Below are 23,783 nucleotides of genomic sequence, written 5' to 3'. Positions count from 1 at the left end.
GATTTAAGCAAGTCGCCTTTTACCCCTGCAATTCTATTGTCCAATCTTAAAACATCTTCTTTAGAAGCAAATTTAGAAACGTTACTTTCAAATTCGTTTGTACTTCTTCCTTAACAAAAGCAACTAAACTTTCAGCTTCATTTTCTCCAAACTTATTCTTAAGAATCTGGTACATTGAATTTTCAGAGATGCCGTATAGAAATAATTTAATACTAATTTACAATTTGCAGACCAAAGAAAAAAGTCCCCTCATTACTGAGGGGACTTTAAATATAACATTCAATTAAGTGTTATTCTTCTCCTTCTTTTGAAAGAGCTTATGAGCTTAAGCTTCAACTTCTTCTTGTTTAGAAGCTAATAGCCTATCGTATTCTTCCTGAGAACCAACAATAATACGTTCATAGCTACGTAAACCAGTTCCTGAAGGAATCAGGTGACCAACAATTACGTTTTCTTTCAATCCAAGTAAGTTATCACGTTTTCCGCTGATAGCCGCCTCATTTAATACCTTGGTAGTTTCCTGGAAGGAAGCTGCAGATATAAATGATTTAGTTCCCAATGAAGCACGTGTTATACCTTGCAGAAGCGGACTTGAAGTTGCCGCAATTGCATCACGGGCCTCAGCAAGTTTCATATCTTTACGTTTTAACAGAGAATTTTCATCTCTAAGTTTACGTACGGATATAATCTGTCCGGCTTTAAGGGTTGTCGAATCTCCAGGATCAGTAATAACTTTCTTATCGTAGATTTCATCGTTTTCCTGCATGAAGTCCCAACGGTCAACAGCATCATTTTCAAGAAAGCGGGTATCTCCTGGATCCTCTATTTTCACTTTCTGCATCATCTGGTGAACAATTACTTCAAAATGCTTGTCGTTGATCTTCACTCCCTGCAAACGGTAAACTTCCTGTACACCATTTACAAGGTATTCCTGAACAGCTGCAGGGCCTTTAATTGCAAGTATATCAGCAGGAGAGATCGATCCGTCAGACAAAGGCATACCCGCTTTAACAAAGTCGTTATCCTGTACAAGGATATGCTTGGAAAGCGGAACCAGATACTTCTTAATCTGTCCATCTCTTGATTCGATAGAAATTTCACGGTTACCACGTTTAACACCACCAAGTGTTACAACTCCATCAATTTCTGTTACTACTGCCGGATTTGATGGATTACGGGCTTCAAATAATTCAGTTACACGTGGAAGACCACCCGTAATATCCCTGGTTTTACCTGTAGAACGAGGAATTTTAGCAATTACCTCTCCCATTTTCACTTCAATACCTTCATCTACCGCAATGTGAGCGCCTACCGGGATATTGTACCCTTTTACAAAGTCACCTTTCTTATCAACGATACGGATAACAGGATTCTTGGTTTTATCCCGGGTATCAATAATTACCTTTTCTCTGTGTCCTGTTTGTTCGTCTGACTCTTCACGGAAAGTAACACCTTCAATAATAGACTCAAACTCTATACGGCCACCAAATTCAGAGATGATTACCGCATTATATGGATCCCAGCTACAGATACGATCACCTTTAGCAACAGTAGCTCCTTCTTTCACATATAAATAAGATCCGTAAGGAATATTATTAGCCATGATAACACGACGTGATGATGGTTCAATAATCCTGAATTCACCAGAACGGCCTAATACCACATCTACCGGACCTTCTTCTGTCTCATACGGCACAGTTCTGATATTCTCGAATTCGATAACTCCCTCAAACTTCGCGTTAATTTGTGACTCTGCTGCAATGTTTGACGCGGTACCACCCACGTGGAAGGTACGCAATGTTAACTGAGTACCCGGCTCACCGATAGACTGAGCGGCTATAACTCCAACTGCTTCACCCGCCTGAACACGTTTACCAGTTGCAAGATTTCGTCCGTAACATAATGCACAAACACCTCGTTTACTTTCACAAGCAAGTACAGAACGGATTTCAATACCCTCTAATGGTGAATTTTCAATATTACGTGCTACTTCTTCATCAATATCCTGGTTTGCCGCAACTAATAACTCATTTGTTAACGGATCATAAACATCATGAAGTGATGTACGGCCCAATATACGTTCATATAATGGCTCAACGATATCTTCGTTATCTTTAAGAGCAGTTGTGTATATACCTCTTAAAGTTCCGCAATCTGTTTCACCAACAATCATATCCTGTGCCACATCGTGTAAACGACGGGTTAAGTAACCTGCGTCCGCCGTCTTTAACGCTGTATCCGCAAGACCTTTACGGGCACCGTGAGTAGAGATAAAGTACTCCAATACCGACAAACCTTCTTTAAAGTTCGAAAGAATTGGGTTCTCAATGATCTCACCACCTGAACCGGATTTCTGAGGTTTTGCCATCAATCCCCGCATACCGCAAAGCTGACGAATCTGCTCTTTAGAACCACGGGCACCTGAATCCAACATCATGTAAACAGAGTTGAATCCCTGGTTATCCGTAGAAAGGATTTCCATCACATTTGCTGTTAAGCGGTTATTGATACGAGTCCAGATATCGATAATTTGATTGTATCGTTCGTTGTTGGTAATGAATCCCATGTTATAGTTATTCATTACTTCCTCTACTTCTTTAGAAGCCTGGTCAATCAGTTTCAGTTTCGCATCCGGAATATTAAGATCCTGAAGGTTAAATGATAAACCTCCGCGGAAGGCCATCTGGAATCCTAACTCCTTAATATCGTCCAGGAATTGGGCTGCACGAGCCATACCAGTATTTTTTACAACTTCCCCGATAATATCCCGAAGCGATTTCTTAGTTAGAAGCTCGTTGATATAACCTACCTCTTCCGGAACTACCTGGTTGAATAGTACCCGGCCTACTGTAGTATCAATTAATTTACTAACGATAGATCCGTCTTTCTCCTTTACATTTGCTTTCACTTTTATGAAGGCATGCAGATCGATCTTTTTCTCATTGTAAGCAATGATAACTTCTTCTGCAGAGTAAAAAGTCTGACCTTCTCCTTTAACTACTCGGCTTTCATCTGTTTTACGGCCTTTGGTAATATAATAGAGTCCAAGTACCATGTCCTGAGAAGGAACGGTAATAGGCGTACCATTTGCCGGGTTCAGAATGTTATGCGCTGCAAGCATCAACAATTGAGCTTCCAGAATAGCAGCATTGCCAAGTGGCACGTGAACAGCCATCTGGTCACCGTCAAAGTCGGCGTTGAACGCTGTACAAACTAATGGATGCAGCTGAATAGCTTTTCCTTCAACTAATTTTGGCTGGAATGACTGAATACCCAAACGGTGTAATGTAGGAGCACGGTTTAACAATACCGGGTGTCCTTTTAGTACGTTCTCCAGAATATCCCAAACTATCGGATCTTTACGATCAACTATTTTCTTAGCTGATTTTACTGTCTTAACAACACCTCTTTCAATCATCTTGCGAATGATGAATGGTTTGAAAAGTTCAGCAGCCATATCCTTTGGTAAACCGCATTCATGCAATTTCAGGTTCGGGCCTACAACAATTACCGAACGTGCTGAGTAATCCACACGTTTACCTAATAAGTTCTGACGGAAACGTCCTTGTTTTCCTTTCAAAATATCTGAAAGTGATTTTAAAGCACGATTTCCTTCTGTTTTAACCGCATTTACCTTACGTGAGTTATCAAATAACGAATCAACAGCTTCCTGAAGCATACGTTTTTCGTTACGAAGAATAACTTCAGGTGCTTTAATTTCGATCAGGCGTTTTAAACGATTATTCCGGATGATTACACGGCGATATAAATCGTTTAAGTCGGAAGTAGCAAAACGGCCACCTTCTAACGGCACTAATGGACGAAGTTCTGGCGGAATTACAGGAACAATCTTTACAATCATCCACTCAGGTTGATTTTCGATATTTTCACGTGCACCACGGAAAGCTTCCACAACCTGAAGGCGTTTTAATGCCTCATTCTTACGTTGTTGAGAAGTTTCATTAGCTGCCTGGTGACGAAGATCGTATGATTGCTGATCCAGGTCTAAACGCTTTAATAATTCTTCAAGCGCTTCAGCACCCATCTTGGCGATGAATTTCTGAGGATCTTTATCATCTAAATATTGATTTTCTTTTGGAAGAGTATCCAATATATCCAGGTATTCTTCTTCAGTCAGAAAATCCATCTTCTGGATTCCGTCTGTTTCTTTAATACCCGGCTGAATAACTACGTACCGTTCGTAATAGATAATAAGATCCAGTTTTTTAGTTGGTAAACCAAGTAAATAACCAATCTTATTAGGAAGAGAACGGAAATACCAGATATGAGCAACCGGAACTACCAGATTGATGTGTCCCATCCGCTCACGACGTACTTTCTTTTCAGTTACTTCAACACCGCAACGATCGCAAACAATACCTTTGTAACGGATACGTTTGTATTTTCCGCAATGACATTCGTAATCCTTTACAGGACCAAAAATACGCTCACAGAATAAACCATCACGTTCCGGCTTATACGTCCGGTAATTGATAGTTTCTGGTTTTAAAACTTCACCGCTTGAACGTTCCAGAATAGATTCGGGAGACGCTAAGCTGATAGTAATCGAAGTGAAGTTACTTTTGATTTTATTATCCTTTTTGTAAGACATAGCTCTTTTTTAGTTGTAAGTTGTAGGTTGTTAAGTTGTACGCCAAGCCTGAAACTTATAACGTACAACTTATAACTTACTACTTAATCCAATGTGATATCCAAACCTAAACCTCTTAATTCATGAACCAATACGTTAAATGATTCAGGAACCGAAGGTGTTGGCAGGTTTTCACCTTTCACAATTGCTTCGTATGTTTTTGCACGGCCCACAACATCATCAGATTTCACTGTTAAGATTTCCTGAAGGATGTTAGCAGCACCAAATGCTTCAAGTGCCCAAACCTCCATCTCACCAAAACGCTGCCCACCAAACTGTGCTTTACCACCCAGCGGCTGTTGTGTAATTAATGAGTAAGGACCGATAGAACGTGCGTGCATCTTGTCATCAACCATGTGCCCTAATTTCAGCATATAAATTATACCGACAGTAGTTGGCTGGTCGAAACGCTCACCTGTTAATCCATTATATAAATAAGTTCTACCTGATTTTGGCAAATTCGCTTTTGCAACCCATTCTTCCACTTCATCGTGCGAAGCACCATCAAAGATCGGTGTAGCGAACTTCATACCTAATTCTTTACCTGCCCATCCTAAAACAGTTTCGTAAATCTGCCCCAGGTTCATCCGGGAAGGTACACCCAGAGGGTTAAGTACGATATCTACCGGAGTTCCGTCTTCAAGGAATGGCATATCTTCATCACGAACAATACGGGCAACAATACCCTTATTTCCGTGACGACCCGCCATCTTATCCCCTACACGAAGCTTACGTTTCTTAGCAATATAAACTTTTGCCATTTGAACAATGCCAGAAGGAAGTTCGTCTCCTACGCTTATTGCAAATTTATCGCGTTTATAAGCTCCAAGCTCTTCATTAAGCTTAATATTGTAGTTATGAAGTAATGCTTTGATCAGTTCGTTCTTATCCTCATCAGTAGTCCATTTTGTTGGATTGATGTTAGCATATTCAAGATCTGCAAGTATCTTTTGCGTAAACTTAACTCCTTTTGGAACAAGCAATTCTTTATATACATTGAAAACACCCTGAGAAGTTTTACCATTAACAATCGTAAACAGCTTATCAATAAGGCTTTCTTTTAACTGACGAACAGCTTTTTCGTGTTTCGCATCCAGTTTATCCAACTGTGCTTTTTCTTCTGCTTTAGAAGTTTTCTTAGCACGGGAGAACAACTTGGTGTCAATAACAACCCCGCTAATGGACGGAGGCGTTTTCAAAGAAGCATCTTTAACATCGCCTGCCTTGTCACCAAAGATTGCACGAAGAAGTTTTTCTTCCGGTGAAGGATCAGATTCTCCTTTAGGAGTGATCTTACCGATCAGAATATCGCCCTCTTTAACTTCGGCTCCTATTCGAATGATACCATTCTCATCAAGGTCTTTAGTTGCTTCCTCAGAAACGTTTGGAATATCCGGGGTTAATTCTTCCTCGCCACGTTTAGTATCACGAACTTCTAATTCGAATTCTTCAATATGGAGTGAGGTAAATATATCCTGGGATACCACACGTTCGGAAATTACAATTGCATCCTCAAAGTTAAATCCCTGCCAAGGCATGAAAGCAACCTTAAGATTTCTTCCCAATGCCAATTCGCCGTCCTGAGTTGCGTAACCCTCACAAAGTACTTCGCCCTTTTCAACTCGCTGCCCTTTACGAACAATCGGTTTCAGATTAATACAGGTACTCTGGTTGGTTTTCTTAAACTTAGTTAAACGGTAAGATTTAGCCTCGCCTTCAAATGATACCAATTTATCGTCATCATTACGATCGTAACGGATAACAATTTCATTGGCATCTACATATTCAACTACGCCGCCGCCTTCTGCATTAATTAATGTACGCGAATCACGAGCAACTCTTCCTTCCAAACCTGTACCTACAATAGGTGATTCAGGACGAAGCAGAGGAACAGCCTGGCGCTGCATGTTCGAACCCATCAGGGCACGGTTAGCGTCATCATGCTCAAGGAACGGAATTAATGAAGCAGCAATAGAAGTGATCTGGTTAGGAGCAATGTCCATTAGATCTAACTTTTCCGGTTCAATAACAGGGAAGTCACCTTCATATCGGGCTTTTACACGCGGAGTAATAAAGTTACCTTTTTCATCATACTGAGCATTTGCCTGAGCGATTGTTTTTCCATCTTCATCTTCTGCTGAAAGATAGATAACCGGTTCTTCAACAACTACGCGTCCGTTATCTACTTTACGATACGGAGTTTCAATAAATCCTAAGTTATTGATCTTCGCGTGAACGCAAAGTGATGAAATCAATCCAATGTTAGGACCTTCAGGAGTTTCGATTGTACACAAACGGCCATAATGGGTGTAGTGAACGTCACGAACCTCAAAACCTGCTCGCTCACGAGAAAGACCGCCTGGACCTAAAGCTGAAAGACGACGTTTATGCGTAATCTCTGCCAGAGGATTAGTCTGATCCATAAATTGTGATAACTGGTTGGTTCCGAAGAACGAGTTAATCACCGATGAAAGTGTACGTGCATTGATAAGGTCGGTTGGCGTGAACACCTCGTTATCGCGAATATTCATACGTTCACGGATAGTACGGGCCATACGTGCCAAACCAACTCCAAACTGCGCATACAACTGCTCGCCTACTGTACGAACACGACGGTTTGACAAGTGGTCAATATCATCTACCTCTGCTTTGGAGTTGATTAATTTGATCAGGTATTTTACTATCGCAATAATATCCTGTTTGGTTAAAACCTTAGTCTCATCCGGAGTATCCAGCTTCAACTTACGGTTAATACGGTAACGGCCTACATCTCCTAAGTCATACCGTTTATCAGAGAAGAATAAACGGTCGATGATACCACGGGCGGTTTCCTCATCCGGTGGTTCAGCGTTACGTAATTGACGATAGATATGTTCTACCGCTTCTTTCTCTGAATTTGATGTATCTTTTTGAAGTGTATTGTATATAATGGAATAATCAGCGTTGTTGGAGGCGTCTTCTTTTGTAAGAATAACTGTTTTTACTCCAGCATCGATGATCATATCGATATGATCGTCTTCTAAAATAGTTTCCCGTTCAAGGATAATTTCATTACGATCAATAGAAACTACTTCACCGGTATCCTCGTCCACAAAATCCTCTACCCACTTCTTCAATACTCTTGCAGCAAGTTTACGACCAACGTATTTCTTCAGTCCTGACTTGCTTACCTTTACCTCATCAGCTAATTCAAATAATTCTAAAATATCTTTATCAGAATCGTAGCCGATTGCACGTAAAAGAGTTGTAACCGGGAATTTTTTCTTACGGTCGATGTATGCATACATTACGTTATTTACGTCTGTTGCAAATTCGATCCATGATCCTTTAAACGGAATAACACGGGCTGAATAAAGTTTCGTTCCGTTTGTATGGCGGCTCTGTCCAAAGAACACACCAGGAGAACGGTGTAATTGCGATACAATAACACGTTCAGCACCATTAATTACGAATGTTCCTTTGGGAGTCATATACGGAATAGTTCCCAGGTATACGTCCTGAACAATCGTTTCAAAATCTTCATGTTCTTCATCGTTACAGGATAAACGGAGTTTAGCCTTTAACGGAACACTGTAAGTTAATCCACGCTCAATACATTCCTGAATGTCATAACGAGGCGGATCAATAAAATAATCAAGAAACTCCAGTACAAAGATGTTTCTTGAGTCAGAAATCGGAAAATTTTCTGAAAACACTTTAAACAAACCTTCCTGATGGCGGTTATCTGAAGTGGTTTCCAACTGAAAAAATTCCCTGAAAGATTGTAATTGCACATCAAGGAAATCCGGATAATCGATAACCTTCTTGCTCGTTGCAAAGTTTACTCTTTCGATGTGATTATTTTTGTTTGCCAAGGGATTAAGATTTTAGTTTAAAAAATAAACTGTGACTTGTTCGACCGGAACTATGTGATCTTGTAAGTCAAACAAAAATGGGTATTATAAAAATGCCAATAGACCCCGATGAAAATCGGAGTCTAAAGACATTATTTTAAGTGTAAGATATTACTTAATCTCAACTACAGCTCCTGCTTCTTCTAATTGTTTTTTCAAAGCTTCTGCTTCGTCTTTAGCAACACCTGTTTTTAATTCTTTAGGTGCTCCGTCAACAAGATCTTTAGCTTCTTTCAAGCCAAGACCAGTTAAGTCTTTTACTAACTTAACAACAGCCAGTTTCTGGCCTCCAGCCTCTTTCAAGATCACATCAAACGCAGTTTTCTCTTCTGCAGCAGCAGGTGCATCGCCACCAGCAGCAGGAGCAGCAACTGCAACAGCTGCAGCAGCAGGCTCAATACCATACTCATCTTTAAGGATCTGAGCTAATTCGTTAACTTCTTTTACTGTTAAGTTTACTAATTGTTCAGCAAACGCTTTTAAATCTGCCATTTTATTTAAATTTTTAATTTAATACTTTGTTAAAATAAATCGAACTTAGGGTGTCCGTTAACCTCTTTCTTGTAATGTTTTAACTAATCCTGCAATTGTGCTGCCACCAGATTGTAGTGCAGAAACAACGTTTTTAGCAGGTGATTGTAACAATCCGATAATTTCGCCGACAAGCTCTTCTTTCGATTTCAGGCTTGCAAGTGCATCTAGTTGATTATCTCCAACAAAAACTGCTGTATCAATATAAGCACCTTTTAAAACCGGCTTATCATTACCTTTTCTAAGTTCTTTGATCAATTTTGCAGGCGCATTCGCTACAGATGAAAAAAGAATTGTTGAAGAACCTTTCAATACGCCATTAAGTTCCGGAGCTTCAACACCTGCAGCTTCTAATGCCTTACGGATAAGGGTATTTTTAGCTACCTGAATTGGAATTCCGTTCTCAAAAAATTTACGGCGGATGGTATTGATCTTAGCAACAGTAAGGTTTGAAGTATCGGTAATGTAAAAATTACCATACTCTTTGATCTGCTCGGTCAAGGCTTGAACAATCTCTTGTTTTTCTTCTTTTCTCATGATTAGATCCCCGCTACTGTTTTAGTTTCAATTTCGATTCCTGGACTCATAGTAGAAGAGATATGGATACTCTTAAAATATGTTCCTTTTGCTGCAGATGGTTTTAGCTTAGAGATGGTTTGAATTACTTCCAACGCATTCTCGTAAATCTTATCAGCAGGGAAAGATACTTTTCCTATTGAAGCATGAATGATTCCGGTTTTGTCAACTTTGAAATCAATTTTACCACCTTTAACATCTGTTACAGCTTTGCCTACATCTGTAGTAACTGTACCGGATTTAGGGTTAGGCATAAGGTTACGGGGTCCTAAAATACGACCCAGTTTACCTACTTTAGCCATAACGCTCGGCATAGTGATAATAATATCGACGTCGGTCCATCCACCTTCTATTTTGGCGATATACTCATCCAAACCTACAAAATCTGCACCTGCTGCTTTTGCTTCTTCTTCCTTATCTGGAGTTACTAAAGCTAAAACACGTACAGTTTTACCGGTTCCGTGAGGAAGTGTAGCAATACCACGAACCATTTGATTGGCTTTACGCGGGTCTACTCCTAAACGAACATCAATATCTACTGATGCATCGAATTTTGTAGTAGTTACTTCTTTAACAAGTGCGGTTGCATCCTGTAAAGAATAAGCTTTTCCTGCCTCAATCTTGGAGAGTGCCTTTTTCTGATTTTTTGTTAATCTAGCCACTTTCTTAAACTGATTTTTTTAATTAACTATTCCAGGGCGCATTACCTGATACGGTAATTCCCATACTGCGTGCTGTACCAGCAACCATTTTCATTGCTGACTCTACAGTAAATGCATTCAAGTCAGGCATTTTATCCTTTGCAATAGTTTCAACCTGCTCCCAAGTTACTGATGCAACTTTTTTACGGTTTGGCTCTGCAGACCCGCTTTTAATTCCTGAAACTTCCATTAATTGTACTGCTACAGGAGGGGTTTTAATGATAAAATCAAATGACTTATCAGCATATACAGTAATTACAACCGGCAGAACTTTTCCTGGCTTATCCTGGGTACGAGCATTAAACTGCTTGCAAAACTCCATTATGTTTACCCCTTTAGCACCCAATGCAGGTCCTACCGGAGGAGACGGATTTGCAGCGCCACCCTTGATCTGTAATTTTACTAACGCACTGACTTCTTTTGCCATTTTTGTTTACTTTATTTATTACTCAATGTTAGTAAGTGGAAGCTATGTAACATTTAAGTTTTTGCTAGTTGGGAGTTATAGGTAGCATGTTGAAATCTTCAATTTAACCAAACCCTCAACTGATATAATCTCTTTTATTTGTATGATAAATTATAAGAATCTTTTAGGCAGTAACTCACAGCCTGCAACTTTATATTATTCTTTTTCTACCTGCATGTAATTCAGCTCCAAAGGCGTACGGCGACCGAAAATTTTCACCATTACCTTGAGCTTTTTCTTTTCTTCGTTCACTTCTTCAATCACACCTGAAAAACCATTAAACGGACCATCCATTACTTTCACGTTTTCACCTACGTAATAAGGAACGTTCATCATTTCTGTCTGGCTGGTCATCTCGTCTACTTTTCCAAGTATCCTGTTTACTTCTGCAGGGCGAAGAGGAACAGCATTTCCGCCTTTATCGCCCAAAAATCCGATAACGCTATTAATATTTTTAATAACGTGCTCCAACTCTCCATCTAAAGCGGCTTCTATTAAAACGTAGCCCGGATAGTAATTTCTTTCTTTCGCAATTTTCTTGCCCTCACGCATCTGATAGTATTTCTCCATCGGTATTAAAACCTGCGGTACCTGATGTGTAAGACCAAGTCTGTTAATTTCGGCTTCTATATATTGCTTTACTTTCTTTTCTTTACCGCTTACGGCACGTACTACATACCACTTTAATTGATCACTCATTGACTATATTTTTAAGCAACCGATTTATAGAAAAGTTTAAGAAGACCGCCAGTCGATTCGTCCATTGCAACAACTATTAAAGCAATAATTACAGAAGCAATAAGAACAATTACTGCAGAATTTTGTAATTCAGACCAGGTAGGCCATGAAACCTTCTGAGTCATTTCTTCATAGGACTCTTTAATAAATTCAACTACGTTAGCCATTCGTTTTCTGCTTAAGCACGGGCACAAGGATTCGAACCCTGATCAAAGGTTTTGGAGACCTCTATTCTACCATTGAACTATGCCCGTAAAACTCCTTACCTTTGCCCTCGCTTAAGGAGCGACAAAAGTAAGAACTTTATTTGTAAATACAGCGCTGGTAAAAACACAGCGCTGTCATAATTTTATTCCGGCTTATTTTATAAAGCCTGAAGGATTTTATTTCAATATTTCAGTTACCTGACCAGCACCTACCGTTCTACCACCTTCACGGATAGCGAAACGAAGACCTTTTTCCATTGCGATTGGATTGATCAGTTTAACGGTGATTGTTACGTTATCACCAGGCATAACCATTTCTACTCCTTCAGCAAGCGTGATTTCTCCGGTTACGTCTGTTGTACGGAAATAGAACTGAGGACGGTATTTGTTGAAGAATGGAGTGTGACGGCCACCTTCTGCTTTTGATAATACGTAAACCTCAGCTTTGAAATCTGTGTGAGGAGTTACTGAACCTGGCTTACAGATAACCATACCACGACGGATATCAGTTTTCTCAATACCACGTAACAATAAACCTACGTTATCACCTGCTTCACCTCTGTCAAGGATCTTACGGAACATCTCAACTCCGGTTACTGTAGACTTTAAGTTTTCAGCACCCATACCTAAGATATCAACCGGATCGCCAGAGTTGATAACACCACGCTCAATACGACCGGTAGCAACAGTACCACGACCAGTGATTGAGAATACGTCTTCTACCGGCATCAGGAAAGGAAGATCAGTTAAACGTGGAGGAATTGGAATGTTGTTATCTACAGCATCCATTAATTCCATGATCTTTCCAACCCACTGAGGATCTCCGTTAAGACCACCTAAAGCTGATCCGCGAATTACAGGAATATCATCACCAGGGAATTCATAGAATGATAATAACTCACGAACTTCCATTTCAACAAGGTCTAATAATTCAGCATCATCAACCATGTCAACTTTATTCATGAACACAACAAGTGCAGGTACACCTACCTGACGAGCTAACAGGATGTGCTCACGAGTTTGAGGCATTGGACCATCAGTAGATGCAACCACAAGGATAGCACCATCCATCTGAGCAGCTCCGGTAACCATGTTCTTTACATAATCCGCGTGACCCGGGCAGTCAACGTGTGCATAGTGACGATTAGCTGTTGAATACTCAACGTGAGCAGTATTGATTGTGATACCTCTTTCTTTTTCTTCAGGAGCTGAGTCAATCGAATCGAACGAACGCGCCTCAGATAAACCAGCATCAGCTAAAACCTTAGTAATAGCTGCAGTTAAAGTAGTTTTACCGTGGTCAACGTGACCGATAGTACCAATATTTAAGTGTGGTTTACTGCGGTCAAATTTTTCTTTTGCCATGTTTTATACTAATTAATAAGTTAATTTTTATGTTGTTTGTAATTTTTATTACCCTGAGCCAATGATGGGACTTGAACCCATGACCTCTTCCTTACCAAGGAAGTGCTCTACCGCTGAGCTACATCGGCTTTTTCAGCCCAATTCCGATAATTGTCAAGTTACCGAAACTATCGGGAGCGATTACAGTTTCTTAAAATAAAAAACTGCAACCGGCTACAGCCGACTGCCAACTTTTTAAAAGAGCGGAAGACGAGGTTCGAACTCGCGACCTATAGCTTGGAAGGCTATCGCTCTACCAACTGAGCTACTTCCGCTTATTTTAATGATGAAATTTTGATTTATTGAATGACTAAACAACGTACGCCCTATTCAATCAACCTTTCTATCCTTCAATCATTATATTTTTTGGTGGGGAGAGAAGGATTCGAACCTTCGTAGCCGAAGCAACGGATTTACAGTCCGTCCCATTTGACCGCTCTGGTATCTCCCCAGCCTGATTAGGATTTCCGATTTCAGCTTACAATTTAAGGTCGCAAACCTGAGTTGAAAATCTAAATTGAGCCTCCTATCGGGATCGAACCAATGACCTACTGATTACAAGTCAGTTGCTCTACCAGCTGAGCTAAGGAGGCTAATTATTTTTAAAAAATAGTTTAACTGTTAAAGAACATCGTTTTTCAGCTTGCTTTCTTTATTCGAGAACGCCCCTGAAATGGACTGCAAATCTACAAAAATTACATATCGCACAAAATTTTTTTAAAAAAAATTCCGACAGCTTTTTTAACTGTCGGAATTTCAGATTTTTATATGAAAACAAAATCAGGAAGCAGTTGCCTGCAACAACTCTTTATGGTTACTCAACCTGTTTCGATACTTCGCTTTGTGCTTATTAATCTGGCGTAAAATAGATTCAATTGCAAGGTCTGTAGCTTCTTCAAAGCTTTTACACTGCTCTTTTACAAAAAAAAGATTCCCAGGAACACTTAACTTTACTTCGGCTATTTTATTAGCTTCATCCTCTGTTTTTTGCAACCGCAGATACACTTCTCCGCTTATAATCCCGTCAAAAAATTGATCCAGCTTATCAATTTTCTTTTGAATGAATGAAATTAACTTTTTGTCTGCATCAAAATGAATTGACTGTACGCGAACTTTCATTTTTCCTCCTTTTTTTAATTACGCCTTTGGATGGGCTTGTTTATAAATTGATTTTAACCGTTCAACAGAATTATGTGTATACACCTGGGTTGCAGCCAGGCTGCTATGCCCCAGCAGCTCTTTAATTGCATTCAAATCCGCACCGTTATTCAGTAAAGTTGTTGCAAAAGTATGTCGCAGCACATGCGGGCTTTTCTTATCCTGTGTTGATATTGTGCTTAAATACTTTTGTACAACCCGATATATAAATTTTGGATAAGCCGCTTTTCCATTATTGATCACCACCAGCTGGGGGACCTTCTCCTCAAAGTTTTGCTTATCCTTCTCTTCAAGATATTCTTTTATAAGCTGATATAAAGAAGAATTAAGCGGAATTATTCTTTCCTTACTTCTTTTTCCCAAAACTTTTATCGTTCTGTTATAGCTATCAACATCAGTATCTTTTAAAGTGATAAGTTCAGCAAGGCGGATACCGGTACCAAAAAGCAGCTCAATAACGAGTTTATCTCTCAGCCCCGGAAAATCAGCGGAGAAACTGTCGCCTGAATCCAATAACAGATTCAATTTGTTTTCTTCAACAATAACAGGTAAACGTTTGGGAACCTTAGGAGCACGTATCTGAAGTGTTGGATTTGATGAAACAGCTTTTTCCCGGAGTAAAAACTTATAATACGACCGCAGAACGGAAATCTTACGGTTAATTGTTTTCGGTTCCCTTTTATCCTCAATGAGTTCTGCAAGGTAGGAACGAAGATGAGCATGTTCTAAACTGCTAAAATCCCACTCCTGAGATTGGATATAAGCGAAGAATTGAAGAAGGTCATTTTTATAGGCGCCAACGGTATGAGGAGAATACCGTTTTTCAAATTGCAAATACTGTATAAAGCGCTCTATAAACATCAAAAACTATTTGTATATCCTCATTTGTGAATATACAAATAGTTTTAATATATAAAAATAGTTGTGTAGAAATTAAATAGTTTCCTGGTTAAGAGTTTGCTTATATACAGCTTTCTTAATCACGTTACGACGGGCCACTGATTTTTTCTCAAATGCCTGGCGACTGCGAAGTTCTCTTAATACTCCGGTTTTCTCAAATTTCTTTTTGAAACGTTTAAGAGCCTTGTCTAACGATTCTCCGTCCTTTACGTTGATAATAATCATTTGCTTATATACCTCCTCTCAATTTTTTAGGACTGCAAATGTAATTAAAAATTTAATATAAAATAAATGTATTTTAATTTATAAGGAGAGATTGATCAGGCATATTCTGCAATTACAATTATACTATCAGAAAAGGCTTTTAATTTTTCTTTACCCTGTAAAAAATCCAGGTTTATTACGAAACTATAGCCAGACACTACTCCACCCAATTGCTGTATAAGCTTGCTTGCTGCCAGTACGGTACCTCCCGTAGCAAGCAGGTCGTCGTGTATTAAAACATTCTTCCCCTTTTCAAATGCGTCTTCATGAATTTCAACAGAAGCTGAACCGTATTCAAGAAGATACTCCTGCCGGATAGTTTTATAAGGAAGCTTACCCGCTTTGCGAATAGGGACAAAGGGAACTCCGAGGCGATTTGCAAGCATCATTCCGAATAAAAAGCCCCTGCTTTCAATACCGGCAATAACATCTACAGGAACACCGGCCAGCCTGCTGCAAAATTCATCTACAATTGCAGTACAAAGCTTTTGGTCTTTAAATATGGGAGTAATGTCTTTAAATACGATACCGGGCTTAGGGAAATCAGCGATATCACGAACTGCAGCTTTTACACGATCACTTATCATCGAAATTTAAATATGGGGCAATCTTACGTAAAATTTCATCATTAAGAATCAAAACCTTTTTCATATCGTCTATCGAGCGGTAATTACCATGCTGTTTTCTATACTGAACAATCGCATTGATTTGTTTATAGCTTAAGTAAGGATGCCGTTTCAATTCTTCGAAACCTGCGGTATTGATAGCTATTTTTTCAATAGATCCGGCATTTACCAATACCTCGTCTTGCAGGTTCTGATACTTCGTGCTGTCTACACCGTACACTTCAAGCAGCTGTTCCTTTTTATAAAATCCGCCTAAGCGTTTCCTGTATTTTAAAATGCGTTGGGCAAAAGCAGGGCCGATACCGGTTACGGATTCAAGCTGAACAGAATCTGCAGAATTAAGTTCAATCACTACACGCTGTTTGCTTAATGTTTCTTTTGCCGGATATGCTTCAAAATTCCTACCTCCTTCAAAAGGCTTGATTTTTATAAAAGGCTTTAATATTTCATAATCCGCAGTTGAAATGGAATAAATCTTTTTCAAATCTTCGGGCTTGTAAAACCTGCCGCCTTTGCTTGTGTAATTGGTAAGAACTTTTATCTGCCTGTCAGAAAGGCCCAGCTTTTCCCATAATTCTGCAGATACTGTATTCGGATCGAAATCAAAAAGAACTGCCGGTGTTTTATTAACGGGGCGATCATAAGACGATCTGTAATTACTGCTGATTGCCTTTTCGGATGCCTTTAATTTTTCAATATCCTGCTGAAAGTCCTGAAAGCTGAACACTTCCGGGGTTGAGAAATGAGAGTAGATTGAAGGAACAAGTTCAACCAGAACAATAAGCAGCGAGAATATCAGAAGGCCGTTATATTCCTTTTTAGAGAATGAGAAAAATGCGATTAACTTTTCCTTCATCAGGTTCTGGATATTTAATCTAAAATAATCGTTATTTTTCAGAAATTTGCGCATCACCTGGAATTTCTGCTGAAATGACAAAGATTATAACGAAAGAAGAGTTTGCAAAAGCTACCAAGATCGACAAAATAAAGATGCCGGGCCTTGCTTCACTGCTGATGGAGGTAATGAAGATTAACGATGTAAACGAAACTTTTGCTAAAGCCCAGCACCTGGAAGGGCCTCCTTTTATTGACAAGATTCTTGAAATACTTGGAGTAAAAGTACAATACGACCCGAACGAACTTAAAAACCTGCCGGAAAAAGGTTCATTTCTTGCCATCGCAAATCATCCGTATGGCGGTATAGAAGGGCTGGTTTTGCTCAAAATACTTTGTACCGTAAGGCCGGATGCAAAGCTGATGGCAAATTTCCTGCTAAAGAAAATTCCCAACCTGAGCGACTATTTTATTGCCGTAAACCCTTTCGAGAATGTAGAACATTCGTCGAGCATCAGCGGCATTAAAAATACATTAGACCTGTTAAGGTCCGGTGTGCCTATCGGAATTTTTCCTGCCGGAGAAGTATCTACCTTTAAAGTAGAAACCCAACAGGTAACCGATCGCTTGTGGCATCCGGTTGTAGGCAAGATCATCGCGAAAGCGAAAGTGCCGGTAGTACCTATCTACTTTCATGGCAATAACGGCCTGCTTTTTAATTTACTGAGCCTGATACACCCCACCCTGCGTACCGCCAAGCTGCCATCGGAGTTATTTAATAAACACGGCCACACCATTAAATTACGGATAGGAAAACCGATTGATATTGATGATACCCCCTATCAAAACAACACCAATAAGCTTTTAAATTTTGTTAGAGCCAAAACATATGCGCTGGGTGCGGGTCTCGAGGAAGAAAAAAAGATCTTCAACCCCGGTAATCTTTTTAAAATAAAAAGCAATCCCGAACCGATAGTAGCCGAGGCCCAGGCGGAACTTTTAGAAGCTGAGGTAATCAAAATAAAAGAGAATTACCTGGTTTGGACAGAAAAGCAATACAAGGTTTACATAACGCCTTCGTCGTTGATACCAACCGTTTTAAAAGAAATAGGCCGCCTGCGTGAAATAACTTTTCGCGAAGTTGGCGAAGGCACCAATAAGTCTATCGACCTGGACGAATACGATATTTACTACCACCATCTTTTTATTTGGGATAAAGATGAAAAACTGATTGTAGGCGCTTACCGCATTGGTAAAGGCGACGAGATTTTTTACAGCATGGGTAAAAAAGGCTTTTATACCGCCGAACTTTTTAAAATTAAAGATCAGTTTTACCCGATATTAAGAAAAAGCCTTGAGCTCGGCAGGTCGTGGATACGGAAAGAATACCAGCAAAAACCCCTGCCCCTGTTCCTGTTGTGGAAGGCTATTTTGAAATATGTGATCGACAATCCGAAATACCGCTACTTAATAGGCCCTGTAAGTATCAGCAACAGCTTTTCTAAGTTTTCAAAATCACTGATTGTAAATTATATTACCAAACATCACTTCGACCATGAACTGGCTCAATACGTAAAACCGAGGAAACAGTTTAAGGTAGACTTTTCGAAGATTGATACCGACATCTTATTGGAAAAGAACGAAAGCCTGAAAAACCTGGACAGTTTGATTTCCGAAATTGAAACTACCCATATCAAAGTACCTGTTTTATTGCGCCAGTACATCGCCCTGAACGCTAAAATCATTTGCTTTAACATCGACCCCAAATTTTCCGACAGCCTGGACGGGTTTTTAGTGCTCGACCTGGAGAAAGTACCACCGGAAATGATCGAAAAACTGGGAAAGAACTTATAAGTGCGTCCTTTTTAACTAAATAAACGTCTTTTAACAGAAGAAACAGCCGGTGCCTTTACAGAAAATTGCGTTTCTATCATGAAAACCATGCATTATGCTAAGGAAAAGTCCGTTTTCATTACAGAAACAACAACTATCCGACCAGAAATGTAGATTGTCTTGACAGAAATGGCAATTACCAGGAAAGAAATGACGATTGTCGGCACGGAAATACCAATTGTCGGCATGGAAATACCAATTGTCAGGAAAGAAATGACGATTGTCTGCATGGAAACAACAATTGTAAGGAAAGAAATAACAAATGTCAGGTTGGAAATAACGATTGTCGGCATGGAAACACCAATTGTCAGAAAGAAATGACGATTGTAAGAATGGAAATACCCTCTATTTCTATTTTTTCTGTCCGTAGAGTTCCCGCAGGGCTCTACGTATTAACAAATAAACAAGAGTCTCCGACTCACCTTAAAGAACGTTCGTTTTACTGGATGTTACATCAGCCTATCTTGTGTCATGGTTGAAGCAGATGCAAAATTTTGCATTTATTTAAATTTCGGAGTGCCTTTCTGAACATCCCGAAGAGCAAAAGTTTATTTGTTTTAATATATTTTAAGCTTCTTCTAATTCTAAGCTCTCTAATTCTTTGGCCAGACTCTTAATCCCTTCAATAATTTTATGTACTTGTTTCGGACCTGGTTTTTTATGCCCATTAACATATTGGGATAATAAGGCTTTATTCATTCCAACCCGTTTACCTAATGCGGTAGCATTAATTTCTTTATAATATTCAAAAAACTGTGCTACGTCTAAACGAATAGGAATGTCTTCTTCTGTTACCGGATTTTCTCCATTGTGTTCTTTATATAAATTTATGGCATTAAGTATTTGCTCTTTCAGTTCTGCCATTGAAGTGCCTGTGGTTCCTACAGGATTTTTTTCAAAGTCTTCAGCATAGGCAGAAAATCCTGTTTCAGTTTTTTCTACTACGAATACGATCTTTTTCATGGTGGTTAAATTGCTCCTATGGTATGTTTTAATGTAATAGTAACTGTCTAATTGATTCCAAATAACTTCCTTTTCTGTCCGTAGAGTTCCGCAGGGCTCTACGGATTAACAAATAAACAAGAGTCCCCGACTCGCTTAAACACCGTCCTTTTACAAGATGTTTCCACACCCCCGAAAGCAAAAAATTAAAAAAATTCCGCAAAATGCCACAACACTCCTGAGGGATCGATCAGCAAACACTCTTTTCCCCAATCATTCTGTTGTACCGGAATCAAGCGAACATTATCATATTTCTTATCCAGTTCGAGCTGCTGCAAAAAATCCCAGTAGCTATCCGCGTCATCTACTTCGAGCAGCAGCATGGTATTATCAACCCACTCTTTTACATAATAGTCCTGCAGGTAAAAGCACTGTTCCCCTATCTTAAAAAGAGACATTCTTTCTGAAATCGCTATTTCTTGAAAACCCAGATCGCGATAGAAGGATTTAGATACCTCATAATCCTTTGCCCCGATAAAAGTCCGTAAAGGTTTTACTTTCTGATTGACTTCCATTCTTTATTTCGTTGTCTTGCTTCCCATCTGTTCTCCTAATTTTTCATATTCAATGTCGTTGGGTTCCCAAAGTTCTACCTTGTTTCCTTCCGCGTCAAGAATATGTACAAACTTACCGTAGTCGTAGGTTTCAATAGTGTCTAATACGCTTACTCCGCTTTTCTTCAATTCTTCTACCAGCGCTTCTAAATTCTCCACCCGGTAATTGATCATAAAATCTTTTGCCGAAGGCTCAAAGTATTTGCTGGTTTCCTTAAAAGGGCTCCAGTTCGTAAATCCTTTCTTTGTGCTGTCGGCGCCCTGGTGCCATTCAAAAACCGCCCCATATTCGTTGGTATTTAAACCAAGATGTGTCTGATACCACTCCCTCATTTTGTCGGGGTTTTGGCATTTGAAAAAAATGCCGCCAATACCTGTTACTTTTTTCATTGCTGTATGCCTATCGGATTGTTTTGAAATTATTGCCTTGAATGCGAAACCTGAACAGAATGATGCTGCAATAACTAAAATCAGCAAGGATGTCTTTTTCATTTGCCGGATGGTTTAGTCTTCGCTTTTCATGATCAGATCGTCTACTAATATACTATTTTGAGAGACAGTCAGGAAAGCCTCAGGCCAATTTTGCAAACCTCTTTTCAAGATCAGCAAGCCATTTTACTCTCTTTTCCTGACTTACAGACTTTACAAAAGCAAAGCTGATCCACTTAAGATTTTTGTATCCCATGGTTTTAAATACGCTTTTCAGCATCGCTTTCTTTATTAAGTTCCCGATAAGCACCGAATACATTATTTGTGGTTTATTCATCGTTGTGATCATAGTTACGCCTTTTAAATTTTTTAGAAGCGGCACTAATCCAAATCCCCTTGGGTGATGGTCATAAACTACCCCCGGACTTAGCACTCTGTCGACAAAGCCTTTTATCATGGCAGGCATCAAATCCCACCAGATCGGGAAGATAACTATTATATGGTCGGCCTTTTCTAATCGCTTATTATAATCTATAACCTGCGGATCAACGGGTTGGTGATCAACAAACGCTTTCAAATCTGCTTTCGACATTACAGGATTAAATCCGTCATTATCAAGATGCATCAGGTCAACGGTGTGTTGTCCGTTTTCAAGCCCTTTTGTTACTGCTTCTAAAATGGCATTGCAGTAACTTTTCTCATAAGGGTGACTAAATATTATCGCTACTCTCATTTTTTATCTGTTGATATTTACAGGTCAAAGATGAGCAGGCGAAAAGCCCGTGACGATAACAATTGTAAAGAAATGAAATCTACTTTCTGTTCCGTATCCGGCTTAAGGATACCGATGTGATACCGAGATAGGAAGCAATATAGTGCTGAGGAACACGCTGAATAATTTCGGGATGTTGCTCAATTAAATCTTTATAGCGTTGCTGCGGACTATTTTTAAGATAGGAAAAGAAGATTTGTTGACTTTGAAAAAGTCGCCTGAACAGGTGCTCTTCCATTTCTTTTTTCCCTGTCGGGGAGCTTTTTAAAATAGCCTGAAACTCTTTTTGTGAAATCGTCAGTAAAATAGACGGCTCTATACTTTCAATACTATATAAACTGGGTTTATTTGTTCTGAAGCTTTCTATAGAAGAAACACTGTCGCCCTCGAAAAAAAATTGAGTTGTAATATCTTTTCCATTACTGTTAACCCATGTGCGCAAACAACCTTTTTCAATAAAGAACATCGTTCGCGAAATTTTCCCTTCCTCTAAAAGAGTCGTTTTCGCAGGAACTTCTATTCGCTTAAAATGAAGACTGAATATTTCCCAATCAATTGGCATTTTTTCTTTTTGTTCGTCGTTTTAGCGTTTCTATCCGTAGAGTTCCGCAGGGCACATGCAGAAAGGGCAGTGCTTTCTATTCTCCTAACAACTTTTCAACTTCTTCTTGTAATAAAGGCAGATGTCGCACCGCCACTCCCCAGATTACTTCGTCGGACACAGAGTCATAACCATGGATTATTCTGTTTCTGATATCTACTATTTTCCGTGAATTTGATATTTCAACCGCTTGGTCTTGTTTTAGAATGCGGTTGATCGCCTCACCTATAATTTCGATATTTCTTTCGATCGCACGTTTGGTTCGCAGGTCCCGTTGGCAGTACTCAAATTCTTTAGGGATATCTATAAAGAAACTTTCAATTTCATCTATAGCATTCAGAATATCATAAAGCCAGGCCTTGATATTATTCTCCATAAATCAGTAGTCGTTGTTGATTTACAGAATTTCTAAAAAAAGGATTTTTAATTGCTTTCTCCTCCAGCAGGTCCACAGGATGTTTCAAAATATCTTGTAAAGCAAATTTGAAGTTAAAATAGTTATCCGCATAATCCAGAACGTTCAACGGTTCAAAGTCAACAATTAGGTCTATGTCGCTTTCTTTGTTAAACTTTTCTGTAAGCACAGAGCCAAAGGCATACAATCTTTTAACTTTATGGCTTTGACAAAGCTTAGATATTAGAGAAGTATGCTTTTCTATTAAATTCATTATTATAACGCCTTAGTCAAATTTACAAAAAACAGCCGGTATGGTAAAATGTTAGTTTGGCTGGAGCATACACATAACAGCCTTCGAGGATGGCACAACGGCAAACGTAATAAAATGAACTGCGTATTGATCTTTATAGCATAGCCCTGTTCAGACATCAGGCTAATATACGTTTTTGAGAAATAGGTATGAGAGTCCGAGACTCTTGTTTATCCGTGAATCTGTAGAGAGGCTAACGCTTAACTCTACAGACAGAAAGGGGTTTAAGATTAAAGATAACGGTTAATGGCTTTGCTTAGTAGCGGTTTTAAAATCACTTCCGCTTTGCCTTGCACTAAAAATAACTGAAAAGCACCAAGCTTTCAAACAGCACTGCAGCCGCTATTGAGCAAAGCTCTTGTTAGGTGTTGTTCTTCTTTCTTTATATAAGTGGCTTTAGGCTCTTCTAGTCGAAACGAACACCAACAATGCCATAAAGACAAATTATAAATATCAAAAAGCCCAAGCGCACCATCCACCGCATATATCGTTTATCCTCCTGATAACCGCCTCTCCCCTCAGTCTTACTTATCACTCTATCAAAGTTGAGTAAAAATGCCTTTTTTGAAAACGTTAAAGGAGCCCGTACTAGTTGAAAGGGGATAAACTCTTTGTTGTATTTTTGCCAAAATAGAAGTCGTATAGCTTGATAGAGAACAAAGCTCGCTAATGGAAGGAATGCCAGGCTCGTCCCAGCAAATAAGAATATTAAGCACAAAACCAGCCAAACGGCGAAAAAATATACATTCCTAAACCGAAGCCCAAATGGAGTTGCAGTCGTTAAGGCATAAGCAGCTAAAGAAACGCTTGCTAGTCCAGGTAATCTCCACTGGGGATTCCGGTATGTAATGAAAAAGTGAGCTCCCACTACTGTAGT

The 23,783-nt window shown here is 39.3% G+C and carries 23 protein-coding genes and 5 tRNA genes; 1 reads left to right on the top strand and 27 read right to left on the bottom strand.

All coding sequences use genetic code 11. From position 1 onward, the window contains the following. Positions 1-325 precede the first annotated feature (325 nt). The 19 genes from rpoC to ACLCDL_RS07685 form a co-directional block, all read right to left on the bottom strand. Positions 326-4,612 carry a DNA-directed RNA polymerase subunit beta' gene (gene rpoC / locus ACLCDL_RS07775; protein WP_423147715.1) on the bottom strand — a complete coding sequence of 1,429 codons (4,287 nt, stop codon included), beginning with the start codon at positions 4,610-4,612 and terminating at the stop codon, positions 326-328. Between the two features lie 83 nt (positions 4,613-4,695). Further along, positions 4,696-8,505, bottom strand: coding sequence for a DNA-directed RNA polymerase subunit beta (rpoB, locus tag ACLCDL_RS07770; protein ID WP_423147714.1), 3,810 nt, complete (start codon positions 8,503-8,505; stop codon positions 4,696-4,698). Between the two features lie 150 nt (positions 8,506-8,655). Next, a complete protein-coding gene (gene rplL, locus ACLCDL_RS07765) occupies positions 8,656-9,036 on the bottom strand; it encodes a 50S ribosomal protein L7/L12 (protein ID WP_374163110.1) in 381 nt (126 codons plus the stop codon). 57 nt (positions 9,037-9,093) lie between these two features. Continuing rightward, the gene (gene rplJ / locus ACLCDL_RS07760; RefSeq protein ID WP_423147713.1) at positions 9,094-9,612 is read right to left on the bottom strand and encodes a 50S ribosomal protein L10; all 519 of its coding nucleotides are present in this window, start codon (positions 9,610-9,612) and stop codon (positions 9,094-9,096) included. A 2-nt stretch (positions 9,613-9,614) separates the two neighbouring features. Then, a complete protein-coding gene (gene rplA, locus ACLCDL_RS07755) occupies positions 9,615-10,313 on the bottom strand; it encodes a 50S ribosomal protein L1 (RefSeq protein ID WP_423147712.1) in 699 nt (232 codons plus the stop codon). 22 nt (positions 10,314-10,335) lie between these two features. Further along, the gene (gene rplK / locus ACLCDL_RS07750; protein ID WP_423147711.1) at positions 10,336-10,779 is read right to left on the bottom strand and encodes a 50S ribosomal protein L11; all 444 of its coding nucleotides are present in this window, start codon (positions 10,777-10,779) and stop codon (positions 10,336-10,338) included. A gap of 195 nt (positions 10,780-10,974) precedes the next feature. Continuing rightward, positions 10,975-11,517: a transcription termination/antitermination protein NusG gene (gene nusG / locus ACLCDL_RS07745; RefSeq protein WP_423147710.1), complete on the bottom strand. Its 543-nt coding sequence runs from the start codon at positions 11,515-11,517 to the stop codon at positions 10,975-10,977. 11 nt (positions 11,518-11,528) lie between these two features. Next, positions 11,529-11,723 carry a preprotein translocase subunit SecE gene (gene secE / locus ACLCDL_RS07740; protein ID WP_423147709.1) on the bottom strand — a complete coding sequence of 65 codons (195 nt, stop codon included), beginning with the start codon at positions 11,721-11,723 and terminating at the stop codon, positions 11,529-11,531. A gap of 16 nt (positions 11,724-11,739) precedes the next feature. Continuing rightward, positions 11,740-11,810: transfer RNA gene (locus ACLCDL_RS07735), tRNA-Trp, on the bottom strand. Between the two features lie 129 nt (positions 11,811-11,939). Continuing rightward, a complete protein-coding gene (tuf, locus tag ACLCDL_RS07730; protein ID WP_423147708.1) occupies positions 11,940-13,127 on the bottom strand; it encodes an elongation factor Tu in 1,188 nt (395 codons plus the stop codon). A 56-nt stretch (positions 13,128-13,183) separates the two neighbouring features. Then, positions 13,184-13,255 (bottom strand) — tRNA-Thr (locus ACLCDL_RS07725). Between the two features lie 113 nt (positions 13,256-13,368). Then, a tRNA-Gly gene (locus ACLCDL_RS07720) sits at positions 13,369-13,441 on the bottom strand. Between the two features lie 92 nt (positions 13,442-13,533). Then, positions 13,534-13,617, bottom strand: a tRNA-Tyr gene (locus ACLCDL_RS07715). Between the two features lie 69 nt (positions 13,618-13,686). Beyond that, positions 13,687-13,759 (bottom strand) — tRNA-Thr (locus tag ACLCDL_RS07710). A gap of 187 nt (positions 13,760-13,946) precedes the next feature. Beyond that, positions 13,947-14,285, bottom strand: coding sequence for a ribosome hibernation-promoting factor, HPF/YfiA family (gene hpf / locus ACLCDL_RS07705; protein WP_423147707.1), 339 nt, complete (start codon positions 14,283-14,285; stop codon positions 13,947-13,949). Positions 14,286-14,303: 18 nt separating this feature from the next. Continuing rightward, positions 14,304-15,185, bottom strand: coding sequence for a tyrosine-type recombinase/integrase (locus ACLCDL_RS07700; RefSeq protein ID WP_423147706.1), 882 nt, complete (start codon positions 15,183-15,185; stop codon positions 14,304-14,306). Positions 15,186-15,257: 72 nt separating this feature from the next. Beyond that, a complete protein-coding gene (gene rpsU, locus ACLCDL_RS07695; RefSeq protein ID WP_423147705.1) occupies positions 15,258-15,449 on the bottom strand; it encodes a 30S ribosomal protein S21 in 192 nt (63 codons plus the stop codon). Positions 15,450-15,544: 95 nt separating this feature from the next. Beyond that, the gene (locus tag ACLCDL_RS07690) at positions 15,545-16,075 is read right to left on the bottom strand and encodes an adenine phosphoribosyltransferase (protein WP_423147704.1); all 531 of its coding nucleotides are present in this window, start codon (positions 16,073-16,075) and stop codon (positions 15,545-15,547) included. Continuing rightward, positions 16,065-17,024 carry a ComEA family DNA-binding protein gene (locus tag ACLCDL_RS07685; RefSeq protein ID WP_423147703.1) on the bottom strand — a complete coding sequence of 320 codons (960 nt, stop codon included), beginning with the start codon at positions 17,022-17,024 and terminating at the stop codon, positions 16,065-16,067. Before ACLCDL_RS07685 ends, ACLCDL_RS07690 begins: the two co-directional genes overlap by 11 nt. 20 nt (positions 17,025-17,044) lie before the next feature. Between ACLCDL_RS07685 and ACLCDL_RS07680 the strand changes: the two genes are divergently transcribed. After that, on the top strand, positions 17,045-18,802 hold the full coding sequence (locus tag ACLCDL_RS07680) for a lysophospholipid acyltransferase family protein (protein WP_423147702.1): 1,758 nt from the start codon (positions 17,045-17,047) through the stop codon (positions 18,800-18,802). 92 nt (positions 18,803-18,894) lie between these two features. Here the strand turns inward: ACLCDL_RS07680 and ACLCDL_RS07675 are convergent, their stop codons facing one another. From ACLCDL_RS07675 to ACLCDL_RS07640, 8 genes are all read right to left on the bottom strand, one after another. Beyond that, a complete protein-coding gene (locus ACLCDL_RS07675) occupies positions 18,895-19,134 on the bottom strand; it encodes a hypothetical protein (RefSeq protein WP_423147701.1) in 240 nt (79 codons plus the stop codon). A 274-nt stretch (positions 19,135-19,408) separates the two neighbouring features. Further along, entirely contained in the window at positions 19,409-19,804 is a 396-nt protein-coding gene (locus ACLCDL_RS07670) for a hypothetical protein (RefSeq protein WP_423147700.1), read from the bottom strand. Between the two features lie 185 nt (positions 19,805-19,989). Next, entirely contained in the window at positions 19,990-20,358 is a 369-nt protein-coding gene (locus ACLCDL_RS07665) for a VOC family protein (RefSeq protein ID WP_423147699.1), read from the bottom strand. 3 nt (positions 20,359-20,361) lie between these two features. Further along, a complete protein-coding gene (locus tag ACLCDL_RS07660; RefSeq protein ID WP_423147698.1) occupies positions 20,362-20,889 on the bottom strand; it encodes a VOC family protein in 528 nt (175 codons plus the stop codon). 79 nt (positions 20,890-20,968) lie between these two features. Continuing rightward, positions 20,969-21,559 (bottom strand): NAD(P)H-dependent oxidoreductase, encoded by a 591-nt coding sequence (locus ACLCDL_RS07655; protein ID WP_423147697.1) that lies wholly within the window; start codon positions 21,557-21,559, stop codon positions 20,969-20,971. A gap of 79 nt (positions 21,560-21,638) precedes the next feature. Next, complete coding sequence (locus ACLCDL_RS07650; protein ID WP_423147696.1) at positions 21,639-22,160, bottom strand: Crp/Fnr family transcriptional regulator; 522 nt, start codon at positions 22,158-22,160, stop codon at positions 21,639-21,641. A gap of 76 nt (positions 22,161-22,236) precedes the next feature. Then, on the bottom strand, positions 22,237-22,575 hold the full coding sequence (locus ACLCDL_RS07645) for a HepT-like ribonuclease domain-containing protein (protein ID WP_423147695.1): 339 nt from the start codon (positions 22,573-22,575) through the stop codon (positions 22,237-22,239). Beyond that, the gene (locus tag ACLCDL_RS07640; RefSeq protein ID WP_423147694.1) at positions 22,565-22,867 is read right to left on the bottom strand and encodes a nucleotidyltransferase family protein; all 303 of its coding nucleotides are present in this window, start codon (positions 22,865-22,867) and stop codon (positions 22,565-22,567) included. The genes ACLCDL_RS07645 and ACLCDL_RS07640 overlap by 11 nt, the downstream gene beginning before the upstream one ends. Positions 22,868-23,783 lie beyond the last annotated feature (916 nt).

The sequence above is a fragment of the Rubrilithobacter danxiaensis genome (assembly GCF_047272945.1).
GTDB classification, from domain to species: Bacteria; Bacteroidota; Bacteroidia; order Sphingobacteriales; family Sphingobacteriaceae; genus Rubrolithibacter; species Rubrolithibacter danxiaensis.
The sequence above is the reverse complement of the archived record's forward strand: the minus strand, read 5'-3'. Positions and strand labels throughout refer to the sequence as shown.

What these genes read in the sequence shown, in the direction of transcription:
- rplJ (WP_423147713.1), bottom strand. Translation starts at nt 9,612, where the DNA reads ATGAGAAAAGAAGAAAAACAAGAGATTGTTCAAGCCTTGACCGAGCAG.
- ACLCDL_RS07685 (WP_423147703.1), bottom strand. Translation starts at nt 17,024, where the DNA reads ATGCGCAAATTTCTGAAAAATAACGATTATTTTAGATTAAATATCCAG.
- rplK (WP_423147711.1), bottom strand. Translation starts at nt 10,779, where the DNA reads ATGGCAAAAGAAGTCAGTGCGTTAGTAAAATTACAGATCAAGGGTGGC.
- tuf (WP_423147708.1), bottom strand. Translation starts at nt 13,127, where the DNA reads ATGGCAAAAGAAAAATTTGACCGCAGTAAACCACACTTAAATATTGGT.
- ACLCDL_RS07680 (WP_423147702.1), top strand. Translation starts at nt 17,045, where the DNA reads ATGACAAAGATTATAACGAAAGAAGAGTTTGCAAAAGCTACCAAGATC.
- ACLCDL_RS07650 (WP_423147696.1), bottom strand. Translation starts at nt 22,160, where the DNA reads ATGCCAATTGATTGGGAAATATTCAGTCTTCATTTTAAGCGAATAGAA.
- ACLCDL_RS07700 (WP_423147706.1), bottom strand. Translation starts at nt 15,185, where the DNA reads ATGTTTATAGAGCGCTTTATACAGTATTTGCAATTTGAAAAACGGTAT.
- ACLCDL_RS07675 (WP_423147701.1), bottom strand. Translation starts at nt 19,134, where the DNA reads ATGCCGACAATCGTTATTTCCAACCTGACATTTGTTATTTCTTTCCTT.
- nusG (WP_423147710.1), bottom strand. Translation starts at nt 11,517, where the DNA reads ATGAGTGATCAATTAAAGTGGTATGTAGTACGTGCCGTAAGCGGTAAA.
- hpf (WP_423147707.1), bottom strand. Translation starts at nt 14,285, where the DNA reads ATGAAAGTTCGCGTACAGTCAATTCATTTTGATGCAGACAAAAAGTTA.
- ACLCDL_RS07665 (WP_423147699.1), bottom strand. Translation starts at nt 20,358, where the DNA reads ATGGAAGTCAATCAGAAAGTAAAACCTTTACGGACTTTTATCGGGGCA.
- ACLCDL_RS07645 (WP_423147695.1), bottom strand. Translation starts at nt 22,575, where the DNA reads ATGGAGAATAATATCAAGGCCTGGCTTTATGATATTCTGAATGCTATA.
- ACLCDL_RS07690 (WP_423147704.1), bottom strand. Translation starts at nt 16,075, where the DNA reads ATGATAAGTGATCGTGTAAAAGCTGCAGTTCGTGATATCGCTGATTTC.
- rplL (WP_374163110.1), bottom strand. Translation starts at nt 9,036, where the DNA reads ATGGCAGATTTAAAAGCGTTTGCTGAACAATTAGTAAACTTAACAGTA.
- rpsU (WP_423147705.1), bottom strand. Translation starts at nt 15,449, where the DNA reads ATGATTATTATCAACGTAAAGGACGGAGAATCGTTAGACAAGGCTCTT.
- rpoC (WP_423147715.1), bottom strand. Translation starts at nt 4,612, where the DNA reads ATGTCTTACAAAAAGGATAATAAAATCAAAAGTAACTTCACTTCGATT.
- secE (WP_423147709.1), bottom strand. Translation starts at nt 11,723, where the DNA reads ATGGCTAACGTAGTTGAATTTATTAAAGAGTCCTATGAAGAAATGACT.
- ACLCDL_RS07670 (WP_423147700.1), bottom strand. Translation starts at nt 19,804, where the DNA reads ATGAAAAAGATCGTATTCGTAGTAGAAAAAACTGAAACAGGATTTTCT.
- ACLCDL_RS07660 (WP_423147698.1), bottom strand. Translation starts at nt 20,889, where the DNA reads ATGAAAAAGACATCCTTGCTGATTTTAGTTATTGCAGCATCATTCTGT.
- ACLCDL_RS07640 (WP_423147694.1), bottom strand. Translation starts at nt 22,867, where the DNA reads ATGAATTTAATAGAAAAGCATACTTCTCTAATATCTAAGCTTTGTCAA.
- ACLCDL_RS07655 (WP_423147697.1), bottom strand. Translation starts at nt 21,559, where the DNA reads ATGAGAGTAGCGATAATATTTAGTCACCCTTATGAGAAAAGTTACTGC.